The 12,540-nt window shown below is 72.2% G+C and carries 11 protein-coding genes; 4 read left to right on the plus strand and 7 right to left on the minus strand.

All coding sequences use genetic code 11. The annotated features are described in order from the left end of the window. Positions 1 to 118: 118 nt before the first annotated feature. Together ABZS37_RS09045 and ABZS37_RS09050 are read right to left on the minus strand one after the other, a co-directional pair. Positions 119 to 1,339 (minus strand): acyl-CoA dehydrogenase family protein, encoded by a 1,221-nt coding sequence (locus ABZS37_RS09045; protein WP_355167100.1) that lies wholly within the window; start codon positions 1,337 to 1,339, stop codon positions 119 to 121. Beyond that, positions 1,339 to 2,418 (minus strand): phosphotransferase family protein, encoded by a 1,080-nt coding sequence (locus ABZS37_RS09050; protein WP_355167102.1) that lies wholly within the window; start codon positions 2,416 to 2,418, stop codon positions 1,339 to 1,341. The genes ABZS37_RS09045 and ABZS37_RS09050 overlap by 1 nt, the downstream gene beginning before the upstream one ends. Before the next feature lie 149 nt (positions 2,419 to 2,567). Between ABZS37_RS09050 and ABZS37_RS09055 the strand changes: the two genes are divergently transcribed. Together ABZS37_RS09055 and ABZS37_RS09060 are read left to right on the plus strand one after the other, a co-directional pair. Then, positions 2,568 to 3,269, plus strand: coding sequence for an amino acid-binding protein (locus tag ABZS37_RS09055; protein ID WP_355167104.1), 702 nt, complete (start codon positions 2,568 to 2,570; stop codon positions 3,267 to 3,269). Positions 3,270 to 3,358: 89 nt separating this feature from the next. Further along, positions 3,359 to 4,423 carry a GNAT family N-acetyltransferase gene (locus ABZS37_RS09060; RefSeq protein ID WP_355167106.1) on the plus strand — a complete coding sequence of 355 codons (1,065 nt, stop codon included), beginning with the start codon at positions 3,359 to 3,361 and terminating at the stop codon, positions 4,421 to 4,423. A 166-nt stretch (positions 4,424 to 4,589) separates the two neighbouring features. On the opposite strand, the gene ABZS37_RS09065 is transcribed toward ABZS37_RS09060, so the two are convergent. Both ABZS37_RS09065 and ABZS37_RS09070 read right to left on the minus strand, forming a co-directional pair. Further along, a complete protein-coding gene (locus ABZS37_RS09065) occupies positions 4,590 to 6,155 on the minus strand; it encodes an aldehyde dehydrogenase family protein (protein ID WP_355167108.1) in 1,566 nt (521 codons plus the stop codon). 266 nt (positions 6,156 to 6,421) lie between these two features. After that, positions 6,422 to 6,946: an isochorismatase family protein gene (locus ABZS37_RS09070; RefSeq protein ID WP_355167110.1), complete on the minus strand. Its 525-nt coding sequence runs from the start codon at positions 6,944 to 6,946 to the stop codon at positions 6,422 to 6,424. Between the two features lie 212 nt (positions 6,947 to 7,158). Here ABZS37_RS09070 and ABZS37_RS09075 point away from each other — a divergent pair, with 212 nt between their 5' ends. Together ABZS37_RS09075 and ABZS37_RS09080 are read left to right on the plus strand one after the other, a co-directional pair. Beyond that, positions 7,159 to 10,059 (plus strand): glycoside hydrolase family 9 protein, encoded by a 2,901-nt coding sequence (locus tag ABZS37_RS09075; RefSeq protein WP_355167112.1) that lies wholly within the window; start codon positions 7,159 to 7,161, stop codon positions 10,057 to 10,059. A gap of 124 nt (positions 10,060 to 10,183) precedes the next feature. After that, positions 10,184 to 10,711 (plus strand): DUF488 domain-containing protein, encoded by a 528-nt coding sequence (locus ABZS37_RS09080; protein WP_355167114.1) that lies wholly within the window; start codon positions 10,184 to 10,186, stop codon positions 10,709 to 10,711. Between the two features lie 9 nt (positions 10,712 to 10,720). On the opposite strand, the gene ABZS37_RS09085 is transcribed toward ABZS37_RS09080, so the two are convergent. Genes ABZS37_RS09085 through bioB form a run of 3 tightly spaced genes read right to left on the minus strand, consistent with a single transcriptional unit; the run spans position 10,721 to position 12,457 of the window. Beyond that, on the minus strand, positions 10,721 to 11,227 hold the full coding sequence (locus ABZS37_RS09085) for a GNAT family protein (protein WP_355167450.1): 507 nt from the start codon (positions 11,225 to 11,227) through the stop codon (positions 10,721 to 10,723). A gap of 4 nt (positions 11,228 to 11,231) precedes the next feature. Continuing rightward, positions 11,232 to 11,441 (minus strand): hypothetical protein, encoded by a 210-nt coding sequence (locus ABZS37_RS09090; RefSeq protein ID WP_355167116.1) that lies wholly within the window; start codon positions 11,439 to 11,441, stop codon positions 11,232 to 11,234. Between the two features lie 20 nt (positions 11,442 to 11,461). Further along, on the minus strand, positions 11,462 to 12,457 hold the full coding sequence (gene bioB, locus ABZS37_RS09095; RefSeq protein WP_355167118.1) for a biotin synthase BioB: 996 nt from the start codon (positions 12,455 to 12,457) through the stop codon (positions 11,462 to 11,464). Positions 12,458 to 12,540: the final 83 nt, after the last annotated feature.

Below are 12,540 nucleotides of genomic sequence, written 5' to 3' on the forward strand. Positions count from 1 at the left end.
GGCACGACGTGCGGGGGCGCAGGGCGGCACGCGCAGGGTGCGCGGGGGCGTGGCGCGCGGGGCGCGCGGTGGCGGCACCCCGCGCCGGCGCGCGGGGTGTTGGGTGGTTGGGGTGGGGTCAGGCCGGGGTGGGGGTCCAGCGGCGGAGCTCGCGCTTGGCGAGGGAGTTGCGGTGAACCTCATCGGGGCCGTCGGCCAGGCGCAGCGTGCGGGTCTGCGCCCAGAGGGCAGCCAGCGGGGTGTCCTGGCTGACGCCAGCGCCGCCGTACCCCTGGATGGCCTTGTCGATCACCCATTCCGCCATCGCCGGGGTGCCGATCTTGATGGCTTGGATCTCGGTGTGGGCGCCCTTGTTGCCGACCGTGTCCATCAGCCAGGCCGTCTTGAGCACCAGCAACCGGGCCTGCTCGATGCGCACCCGCGACTCGGCGATCCACTCCCGGACGACGCCCTGCTCCGCGAGGGGCCGGCCGAACGCGATCCGCTCGTTGGCCCGGCGGCAGAGCAGCTCCAGTGCTCGTTCGGCCATCCCGATCAGCCGCATGCAGTGGTGGATCCGACCCGGACCCAGCCGGGCCTGGGCGATGGCGAAGCCGGTGCCCTCGGCGTCGATCAGATTCTCCGCGGGCACCCGGACATCGGTGAAGTCGATTTCGGCGTGCCCGCCGTGGGACCCGTCGGTGTAGCCGAAGACGGTCATGCCCCGGCGTACGACCACACCGGGGGTGTCCCGGGGGACGAGCACCATGCTCTGCTGGCGGTGCCGCTCGGCGGTGGGGTCGGTCTTGCCCATCACGATGAAGATCTCGCAGCGCGGGTCCATCGCACCCGATGACCACCACTTGCGCCCGTTGATCACGTACTCGTCGCCGTCCCGGGTGATCCGGGTGGCGATGTTGGTGGCGTCGGAGGATGCGACGTCCGGTTCGGTCATGCAGAACGCGGAGCGGATCTCGCCCTCCAGCAGCGGCATGAGCCACCGCTTCTGCTGCGCGTCCGAGCCGAACTCGGCCAGCAACTCCATGTTGCCGGTGTCCGGTGCCGCGCAGTTGACGGCCTCCGGCGCCAGGTGCGGGCTGCGCCCGGTCAGCTCGGCGAGCGGCGCGTACTGCAGGTTGGTCAGGCCAGCGCCGTAGCGCGGATCGGGCAGGAAGAGGTTCCACAGGCCGCGCCTGCGGGCCTCCGCCTTCAGCTCGGCCAGCACCGGGGTACGCGACCACGGGTCACCGGCGGCCACCTGTTCGGCGTGCACGGCCTCGGCCGGGTAGACGTGCTCGGTCAGGAACCGGGCCAGCTCGTCGCGCAGCTCCTCGGTCCGGCTGTCGTAAGCGAAGTCCATCACCGCTCCCTGGCGGCGGTCAGCCCGTGCGCGACCAGCGGTGCCACCATCTCGCCGATCCGGTCGAAGCCCTCGCCGAGCGTCTGCCCGAGCGTGTGGCGGTAGTGGATGCCCTCGCAGATGACCGCGAGTTTGAAACAGCCCAGCGCCACGTGCCAGTGCAGTGGCCCGACGTCCACGTCGCTGCGCCCGGCGTACCGGTCGATCAGCTCGGTGCCGGTGGGGAAGCCGGCGCGCGGGCCGAGCCCGTCGGCGACCGGGTTGCCGTCGGCCGTGTCGCTGCCGCCCAGCACATCCCAGTACGTCAGTAGCAGCCCCAGGTCGGCGAGGGGGTCGCCGAGGGTGGCCATCTCCCAGTCGAGCACCGCGTGCACGGCCACCGGGTCGGCCGAGGCGAGGAGATTGTCCAGCCGGTAGTCGCCGTGCACGATCCGACCGGCGTTCGCGCCCTCCGGGGTGGTCGCCGCGAGCAGGTCACGCAGCTCGTCGATGCCGGGCAGTGGACGGCTGCGCGAGCGGTCGAGCTGCCCGGCCCAGCGGCGGACCTGCCGGGCCAGGTAGCCCTCCGGGCGGCCGAAGTCGCTCAGCCCGACCGTGGACGGCTCGACGCTGTGCAGTGCGGCGAGCGTGTCCATCATCGCCATCGCGAGGGCCCGACGTCGCTCGTCGCCCAGCGGGTCGGTCTGTGCGCGGGTGCGGAACACCTCGCCGGGCATCCGCTCCATGAGGTAGAACGGCGCGCCGATCACCTCCGGGTCGGTGCAGAGCAGCAGCGCGCCCGGCACCGGCACCTCGGTCGACGCCAGCGCCGAGATGACCCGGAACTCGCGGGCCATGTCGTGCGCGGTCGCCAGCACGTGCCCCAGCGGCGGCCGGCGCAGCACGACCTCGCGGTCGCCGAGGTGCAGCAGGTAGGTGAGGTTGGATTTGCCGCCCGCGATCAGGCTGGCCCGCAGCGGCCCGACGGCCAGCTCGGGTTGGTGCTGGGACAGATAGTCGGCGAGCCGGTCCAGGGTCAGCCCCGCGGGGGAGGTGGGGACGGCCCCCGGCCGCAGCGCATCGACGGCCGGATCGCTCATCCGACTAGTTGATGGCAGCTCGCTCACGTTGTCAAGGTCAGATTTTCCCCTTGGGACATGCCCCTGCAACAGGGACGAAATGGTCAACTACCAGGCTGGAGCCAGCCTGCCGGCCGCTCTTCGCCGGCCCGCCGAGCGGAGGGACAGACATGTTGCTGCGAGTTCGGGTCACCCTGCCGGATCGTCCGGGAACCCTCGGCCAGGTCGCCCGCACGTTGGGCGTCTCCGGGGCGGACATCGTCCAGGTGGTGGTCCTCGAACGGCTCGGCGGGCGCGCGGTGGACGACTTCACGGTGGTCTGGCCGGGCGCGGCGCGGGTCGAGCGGCTGTTGGCTGGTCTCGCGGCGATTCCGGGCGTGCGGGTCGACGGTGTGTGGCGGGCGATCGGCGCGCCCACCACCACCGGCCAGGACGCGGAGTTGCTGGCCCAGGTCGCGGCCAACCCGGCCGACGGGCTGGCCACCCTGGTCGACGCGGTGCCCGGGCTGTTAGCGGCCGACTGGGCCGTCGCCGCCGTGGTGCCGGTCGACTGGGCCTCGCGGACCGGGGGTGGCGGGGCGACCGTGGGGCACGCGAGCTGGCGTGCTCCCGTACCCCCGCGGTTGCCGGAGGTGACCCCGCTGCGCGGCCGGTCGATGACCACGCCGGACGGCACCCACCACGCGATCGCGCCGTTCGGCCGGGCGGGCCTGGTGCTGGTGGTGGCCCGTGAGCACAGCGAGACCCTCTCCGCCGCCGCGTTCCACAGCACGGAGGTCGACCGACTCAGCCAGCTCGTCCGGGCCAGCGCGGTGATCCTCGGTGACCGGTTGGACCTGGTCGGCGCGCCTCCGGTCGTCGCCGGCCCCTGAGCAGCCCGAGGAGTTCCCGGGCCGACACCGCTGGGCAACCGGGCGGCAACAGGCGGGGGTGAGGCTCTTACTGGGGAAGGGAGCCAACCATGACGTTGTGGCGGATTCGGGCCACCGTGGACGACCGGCCGGGTTACCTGTCGGTGCTCACGGCGAGCCTCGCGTTGCGCGGGGTCAACATCCTCACCGTGCAGGTGCAGCCCACCGAGCAGGGCGCGGTGGATGACTTCCTGGTCGACGCACCGGACGCGCTCGACGAGGCCGAGCTGATCGCCGCCGTCGAGCGGGGTCGGGGCCGGGACTGCTTCGTGGCGCGCAGCGAGGCGCGCGGCCTGGCCGACCAGCCCACCCGGGTGCTCGGGCTGGCCAACCGGCTGGTGCGTGACCCGGACGCGACGGGTGAGGCGCTGCGGACCCTGCTCGGCGCGGACTCGGTCAGCTGGCGACCCGCGTCGACCGGCGTCGAGCGGGGGATCATCGGCGCCAGCATGCTGCTGGCCGACCCGGCGGGCGGTTCGTTCGCGCTGCGCCGGGCCGCGCCGGCCTTCACCCCGGCGGAGTACGCGCGGGCGCAGGCTCTGGCCGAGTTGGCCGCCACCGTGGCGCGCCGGGCCGCCGAACAGGTCATCCTGGTGTTGCCCGACGGCGCCGAGCTGGCCGTCCGACCGGCCTGTGTGGACGACCTGTCGGGTGTGCTGGAGTTGCACGAGGGCTGCTCGCCGGGGAGCCGGCACCGGCGCTATCTGGGTGGGGCGGCCCTGCCGCGTCCGGCCCGGCTGCGTCGCCTGCTGGAGCCGAGCCGGGGGCTGACCCTGATCGCCACGGCCACCGATGACGAGGGCGGCGCGGAGTCGGTGGTCGCGATGGCGAACCTGCTCGGCGAGGGGGACGAGGCCGAGGTCGCGCTGTTGGTGCGCGACGACTGGCAGCGACGCGGGCTGGGCTCGGCGTTGCTGCGCCGGCTGGCCCGACACGCCGACCGGGCCGGGTACGCGGCGCTGGTGCTGCACGTCCACGCCGAGAACGGCCCCATGGTGCGGACGCTGCACCGACTGGGCAGGTCCAGCACGGTCGAGCGCGACGGCGCCCTGCTCACTCTCACCGTCCCTCTCGCCGCGGAAAGGAAGGGCACCTACCTGATGCCTGGCGCATAGGAAGGGCCCCTCGCCGACGTCCACCTGAGGGATGGGGCGTGGACGCGTCAACGCGCGGGATGTTCGCGGCGGCCGGACACGCAGAACCTGTTGCCGTCGGCCCGCTGTCAACAGGGGCCCCCTGCTCCGCATCACGCGTCCACAGGGGGCCCTCCGCAGACCGACGTCAGGTGGTGGGGTAGCTGCTGTAGTCGGGGAAGTTGCCGTAGAGCCGGCTGTCGCCGCCCACGGTGACCGCGTGCACCAGCAGGTCGCCGCCGACGAACGCGCCCTTCCAGGAGGCGCCCCGCCCGCCGAATGCCTCGTCGCGGTCGCCCCGGGAACGCGGCTTGTTGATGCCCACCTTGAACGCCTGCAGGTCCACCGCGAGCTTGCTGGCCTCGTCGGTGTCGTCGCAGGCCAGCGATGCGACCAGTGCGCCGTTGGAGGCGTTCATCGCGGCCAGCAGTTCGTCGGTGGTGTCCACCACGACGATCGTGTCGACCGGCCCGAACGGCTCGGCGTGCATCAGGCGGGACCGGCCGGGTGGGGCGAGTAGCACCGACGGAGCGACGTACGCCGAGGTGTCCTGCCCGGGCAGGAACGGCGCTCCGGTCAGCTTGCCCCGGTGCAGTGGCACCGCGCCGCCACGGACCGCCTCCTCGACCTTGCGGTGCAACTCGTCGGCCTTGGCTGCGCTGATCAGCGGCCCGAAGTCCAGCTCGGGCAGCGGGTCGCCGGCGGCCCAGTCGTCGCCGACGGCGAGCGGGTGGCCGAAGCGGACCGAGCGCACGACCGGCAGGTACATGTCGAGGAACTCGTCGACCAGGTCGCGTTGCACCACGAACCGGGGGTACGCGGTGCAGCGCTGCTTGCCGTACTCGAAGCCCTTCTTCAGGTGCGTGGCGAGCAGGTCCCATTGGGAGAAGTTCCAGATGCCCCAGGCGTTGAGGCCCTCCTGCTCGATGAAGTGCCGCTTGTCGCTGTCCAGGAGCGCGGCGGCCACCTTGCCACCGTTGGAGCGACCGCCGACGAACGCCACGGCACCGATCTCGGGTGCCCGAACCAGCACTTCGGACAACTCCTCGCCACCGCCGGAGATGAGGGTGGCGGGCAGCCCGGCCCGGCGCATCAGCGCGTGCGCGACGGTCAGGCAGACCGCGCCGCCCTGGGACGGGGTCTTGGCGATCACCGCGTTGCCGGCCAGCAACTGCACCAGCTCGGCGTGCACCAGGACGCTCATCGGGTAGTTCCACGAGGCGATGTTGCTGACCGGGCCGGGCAGCGGCTCGCGGCCGTCGGCGAGCATCCGGTCGATCTCGCCCGCGTACCAGCGGACGCCGTCCAGCGCCCGGTCCACGTCGGCGCAGGCGAGCCGCCACGGCTTGCCGATCTCCCAGACCAGCAGCAGTGCGAGCAGGTCGCGGTGGGCGGTGAGAGAGTCCAGCGCGTCGGCGACCCGGGCCTTGCGGTCGGCCAGCGGGGTCGCCGCCCAGGCCCGGTGCGCGGCGGCGGCGTGCGCGACGGCGGCGCGGGCGGCGTCGGCGTCGAGCCGGGGCAGGTTGATGACGACTGTGTTGTCCACCGGGGTACGGACCGGGGCTGGTTGGCCGCCCGCCCGCCAGTCGCCCTCGATCAGGTTGTGCAGGGTGGTGACGCCGTCGACCTCGGCGCCGAACGCCTCCGGGGTGGCGGCCACCGCGCGGGCCAGGACGTCGGACCAGGCGGTGCCGTCGGCGAGTCGTAGTGCCATCGCGTTCTCCTCAGAGTTGACCGGGGAGCGGCGGCGTCGATGGCACCACTGGTGATCCGTACTGTCTCGCGCCGGGTAGCGGGTCAGCAACAGTACGTTTGTCTGGCTGGGCGCCGCCGCGCCACTCGGCCCGACAGCTCGCTCGGTGGTGACTCGCCCGACCTGCGACGACGTCCTCCATTGATCGGTGAGCATCGATGATGTGACCTAGCCCCCGGGCGCCGTCGACCGGTTACCCGTCAGTACGGATCGACGGCGGGAGCGGATCAACCGCCCAGTGCGTCGACCACCTCGGCGGTGGTGCAGACCGTGCCCAGCGCGCGGAAGATGTGGCTCACCGCGAACTCGTGCGCCTCCGTCTGGAGACCGCTCATCGCGTCCTGCGGCAGCACCATCCGGTAGCCGATCTCGTAGCCGATCCGGGCGGTCTGCTCCACCCCGTAGTTGGTGGCCACGCCGGCCACCACCAGCGTGTCGACGCCCCGCTCGCGCAGGGTCGCGTCCAGGCCGGTGTCCTGGAAGGGGCCCCAGGTGCGCTTGATGATCTTCAGGTCGCCGGGCTTCGGCGTGACCTCCGGGACCAGCCTGTTGCCGGCCGACTGCGGATCGACGCCCGGCTGCTCGAACTGGACCACCACGACCAGCGCTCCGGCGGCCCGTGCGGCGTCGGCGAGCGTGACGCACCGGGCCACCACCTCGGGGCCGGAGTGCGGGGCGAGGGACTGGTCGACCATCTGTCGTTGCAGGTCGATCAGGACAACGGCGGTGCGGGCTGGGTCCAGGGCTTCCATGGCACGACCGTAACAACGTCGGGACCGGCCACTGTCGGCGCTCGGACGCTTCCCAATCGACCGCGCGCGCATTACATTGTCGCTTATCCATGGGAGCGCTTCCACGGCGACCCCTGGTCACACCGTCGCCCCCGTTGTCGCCGGTGGCCGTGCCGTCCGACGCCGTCCCGCGTCGGTGCGACCACCGGCGGCGCCACCGACAGGAGCCCGCCATGCGCCACCCCACCTGGTCGACGACCGGCCACCGCGGCCGGTCGCCGGTCGTCGACCAGCCCTGGCCGCGACGGCTGGTGGCCGCCGCCGTCGCCCTGCTCACCGGGCTGTCCCTCGCGATCACCGCACCGCCGTCCGGGCCCGCGTCCGCGGCACAGGCGGCCTACAACTACGCCGAGGCGTTGCAGAAGTCGCTGCTCTTCTACGAGGCGCAGCAGTCCGGCCGGCTGCCGGACTGGAACCGGGTCTCCTGGCGCGGCGACAGCGCGCTCACCGACGGTGCCGACGTCGGGCTGGACCTCACCGGCGGCTGGTACGACGCGGGCGACCACGTCAAGTTCGGCTTCCCGATGGCATTCAGCGCCACGATGCTGGCCTGGGGTGCGGTGGAATACCGCAGCGGGTACACCACGTCCGGGCAACTGCCGCACCTGCTCAACAACCTCCGCTACGTCAACGACTACTTCATCAAGGCACACCCGTCGGCCAACGTCCTCTACGGACAGGTCGGCAAGGGCGACGACGACCACAAGTGGTGGGGCCCGGCCGAGGTGCTGCCGATGGCGCGACCCGCGTACAGGATCGATGCGAGCTGTGGCGGCGCGGACCTGGCGGGGGAGACGGCGGCCGCGATGGCCGCCTCCTCGATGGTGTTCCGGCCCACCGACGCGGCCTACGCCGACCGGCTGCTCGGGCACGCCCGACAGCTCTACACGTTCGCCGACACGGTCCGGAAGTCCTACCACGAGTGCATCACCGACGCGACGAGCTTCTACCGCTCGTGGAGCGGCTGGCAGGACGAGCTGGTCTGGGCCGCGATCTGGCTGCACCGGGCCACCGGCGAGGCCAGCTACCTGGCCAAGGCCGAGAGTGAGTACGACAAACTCGGCACCGAGAACCAGTCCACCACCCGCTCGTACAAGTGGACCATCGCCTGGGACAACAAGCAGTTCGGGGCGTACGTGCTGCTGGCCAACCTGACCGGCAAGCAGAAGTACGTCGACGACGCGAACCGGTGGCTGGACTACTGGACCGTCGGGGTGAACGGGCAGCGGGTGCCGTACTCGCCGGGCGGGATGGCGGTGCTCGACTCCTGGGGTGCGCTGCGCTACGCCGCCAACACCTCGTTCGCCGCGCTGGTCTACAGCGACAAGACCACCGACACCACCCGCAAAGCGCGCTACCACGACTTCGCCGTCCGGCAGATCAACTACGCGCTCGGCGACAACCCGCGCAACTCCAGCTACGTCATCGGTTTCGGCGCCAACGCGCCGCGCAACCCGCACCACCGCACCGCGCACGGCTCCTGGTGGGACAGCCAGACCGTGCCCGTCGAGACCCGGCACACCCTCTACGGCGCGCTGGTCGGCGGCCCGTCCGCGGCCAACGACGCGTACACCGACAGCCGGTCCGACTACGTGATGAACGAGGTGGCCACCGACTACAACGCCGGCTTCACGTCCGCGCTGGTCCGGTTGACCTCCGAGTACGGCGGCACGCCACTCGCCAACTTCCCGGTCGCCGAGACGCCGGACATCGACGAGCTGACCGTGGAGACCACGGTGACGCAGGCCGAACCCCGGGCCACCGGGCTCAAGGTGATGCTCTACAACAAGTCGGCGTTCCCGGCCCGCGCGCTGACCAACGGCCGGTTCCGGTACTACTTCCGGCCCGACGGCACCGGCCCGGTGCAGGTCACGGCCGGCTACACCCAGGGCTGCCCGTCCCCGACCACCGCCAAGCAGTTCAGCGGCGACATCTGGTACGTCGAGGTGGACTGCACCGGCTACACCATCGCCCCCGCCGGGCAGTCGCAGCACCGGATGGAGGTCCAGTTCAAGGTCGGTGTGCCCGAGGGCGGCACCTGGGACCCGACCAACGACCCGTCGTACCAGGCCACCGCCGGACCGAACCGGAAGGTGCCGCTCTATTCCGGCACCACCCGCGTCTGGGGCGACGAGCCGGGGCCGGCCGTGCCCGACACCACCGCGCCGACCGTGCCGGGTCAGCCGGTCGCGTCCGGCCTCGCGCCCCGGTCGGTCACCCTGACCTGGGCGGCGTCCACCGACAGCGGCGGCAGCGGCCTGGCCGGCTACACCGTCCGTGAAATCCTGGTCGGCAGCGACACCGTGCTGAACCGGCCGGTCACCGGCACCACGCTGACCGTCTCGACGCTGTTGCCGGAGCGGACGTACCAGTTCACGGTGGTGGCCCGCGACGGCGCCGGCAACACGTCGGCCGCCTCACCGACGCTCAGCGTGACCACGCCACCGGCCGGCTCCGCCGACACCACCGCGCCGAGCACGCCCGGCACACCGGTCGCCTCGGCGGTCACCGCCACCGGGCTCACCCTGGCCTGGACCCCGTCGACCGACAACGTCGGCGTCACCGGGTACCGGGTCTACCGGGAGGCCGGCGCCACCGACGCGCTGGTCGGCTCGCCGACCGGCACCACGCAGGCGGTGTCCGGCCTGACGGCCTCCACGGCGTACCAGTTCTACGTGGTGGCCGTGGACGCGGCCGGCAACACCTCCGCGGCGTCCGCGCCGGTCGCGGTGACCACCGCGCCCCCGCCGGTCGGCGGCACCTGCACCGTGGGGTACGCCACCAACGACTGGAGCACCGGCTTCACCGCCACGGTGTCGATCACGAACACCGGCACCACCGCGATCAACGGCTGGACGTTGCGGTTCAGCTTCCCCGGTGGGCAGACCGTCAGTCAGGGCTGGTCGGCGACGGTCAGCCAGACCGGCGCGGCGGTCACCGCGACCAACCTCTCCTACAACGGCACGCTCGCGCCGGGCGCGTCAGTCAGCTTCGGCTTCAACGGCACCCACACCGGCACCAACCCGAAGCCGACCGCCTTCACCCTCAACAACTCCTCCTGCGCCCTCGCCTGACCTGAAGCGTGACGAGATCTTGGACAGTTGTCGTTCGAGGGGCGGGCCCCGCGAACGGCAACTGTCCACGATCTCGCCGCACGGACCAGGGATAAGCCATCGGGATTCGGGGCAAGCCAGCCTTGTGGGGGAGTTGCTGACCGTCGGGCACGGCACAGCCGACCGGGTGCGGTTGGGGGAGCTGCTGACCGGAGCCGGGGTGGCCCTGCTGGTGGACGTGCGGCGGTACCCGGCCAGCCGCACCAACCCGGACGTCCGGCGGGAGGAACTTGAGCGGTGGCTGCCCGAGTACGGGATCGACTACCGCTGGGAGCCGCGCCTTGGCGGACGTCGGCACATCCCGGCCGGGGACCCCGAGCCGGACACCTGGTGGAGGGTCGCGGCGTTCCGGGCGTACGCCGCGTACACCCGCATGCCGGAGTTCGACGTGGCGCTGACCGGGGTGCTGGCTGACGCGGCCCAGCGGACCACCGCCGTGATGTGCAGCGAGAGCCTCTGGTGGCGCTGCCACCGGCGGTTGATCGCCGACGTCGCGACTCTCGGTCGCGGGACGCCGGTGGCGCACCTCATACCGGACGGGCAGCTCAGCCCGCACCAGCCCGCCGAGGGCGCCCGCCGACTCCCAAACGGGCACCTGTGCTGGGACGGTTGAGGCGACCACTCACTCCACGAGGTCGTCGGCGAGCAGGTCCATCAGCAGGCCGTCGTGCCAGCGACCGTCCTCGCCACGCTCGTAGCGGCGCAGCACCCCCACCGGGCGGAAGCCCACCTTGGCGTACGCCCGGATGGCGGCGCTGTTCGTCGCGGCCGGGTCGATGGTGAAGCGGTGGTGGCCGTACTCGTCGATCAGGTGCCGGGCCATGGTGCGGATCGCGTCACCGCCGAGGCCGGCACCGCGCACCGCCGGGTCGAGGAAGACGTCCAGGCTGGCGTGCCGGTAGTCCGGGTCCTGCTCGGCGTGCCACTGGATCGCGCCGACCACCCGGCCGTCGTGCTCGATCGCGTACAGGTGCAGGTCGTCGTCGGCGAGGTCGGCGTCGACGGACGCGGTCAGGTCGTCGCCGCCCCGCCACCACCGGCGCACCTCCGGGTCGGCCCGGATCGCCGCGAGGACCGGCACATCCGCGACCGTGGCCGGTCGCAGTGTCACCACCCGCCCGCGCAGCACCATCTCAGCCCCGGGTCTCGCCGTGCTCGACGCAGACCGCCGACCAGCCGACCGGCAGCACCTGCACCTTCATCCGGCGGCGGCAGTGCGCGCAGTAGCGCGGCGGCTCCAACGCCCGGGCCGCCGCGCACGGCTCGTGCCCACCGACCGCCGCGTCCTCGCCACACCGGTCGCACCAGCGCCGCGCCGACACGGTCTCGACAAGCTTGGTCACGTCGTCCTCACCGGATCGTCTCAGAGGGTCGCCGACAGCGCCTTCACCGGCATCTTCAGCTCGTCGAGCAGGTCCAGGTCGGCGTTCGCCGGCCGACCCAACGTGGTCAGGTAGTTGCCGACGATCACCGCGTTGATGCCGCCGAGCAGGCCGGCACGTGTGCCCAGGTCACCGAGGGTGATCTCCCGGCCACCCGCGTACCGCAGGATGGTGCGCGGCATGGCCAGCCGGAATGCGGCGATGGCCCGCAGCGCGTCCTTGCCCTCCACGACCGGGCGGTCACCCAGCGGCGTGCCGGGTCGGGGGTTGAGGAAGTTGAGTGGCACCTCGTGCGGGTTCAGCTCGGCGAGCTGCGCGGCGAACTCCGCCCGCTGCTCGACGGTCTCGCCGAGGCCGAGGATGCCGCCGCAGCACACCTCCATGCCGGAGTCGCGGACCATCCGTAGCGTCTCCCAGCGCTCCTCCCAAGAGTGGGTGGTGACCACGTTGGGGAAGTACGACCGGCAGGTCTCCAGGTTGTGGTTGTAGCGGTGCACACCCATGTCGACCAGGTCGTCGACCTGCTCCTGGGTGAGCATGCCCAGCGACGCGGCGACCTGGATGTCGACCTCGGCCCTGATGGCGGCGACGCCCTCGCGCATCTGCTTCATGAGCCGGGCGTCCGGGCCGCGCACCGCGGCGACGATGCAGAACTCGGTCGCCCCGGTCTTGGCGGTCTGCTTCGCCGCCTCGACCAGCGACGGGATGTCCAGCAGGACGGAGCGCACCGGGGAGGTGAACAGGCCGGACTGGGAGCAGAAGTGGCAGTCCTCCGGGCAGCCGCCGGTCTTCAACGAGACGATCCCCTCGACCTCGACCTCCGGGCCGCACCAGCGCATCCGCACCTCGTGGGCGAGCTGCAGGGCGGCGGGCAGGTGCTCGTCGGGCAGGTTCAGCACGGCGAGGACGCCGGCCTCGTCGAGGCCGACACCGTCACCCAGGACCTGGGTCCGGGCCTGGTCGAGGATCTCTGGCATGGCTCGTACCCTACAAGGCCCCCCGATCAGTCGGAATGGCCTGGCAGCCCGTCGACCCCCTCGCACCGAGTGGATCCGTCGGG

Source organism: Micromonospora sp. NPDC005413, from assembly GCF_040606435.1.
Taxonomy (GTDB): Bacteria; Actinomycetota; Actinomycetes; order Mycobacteriales; family Micromonosporaceae; genus Micromonospora.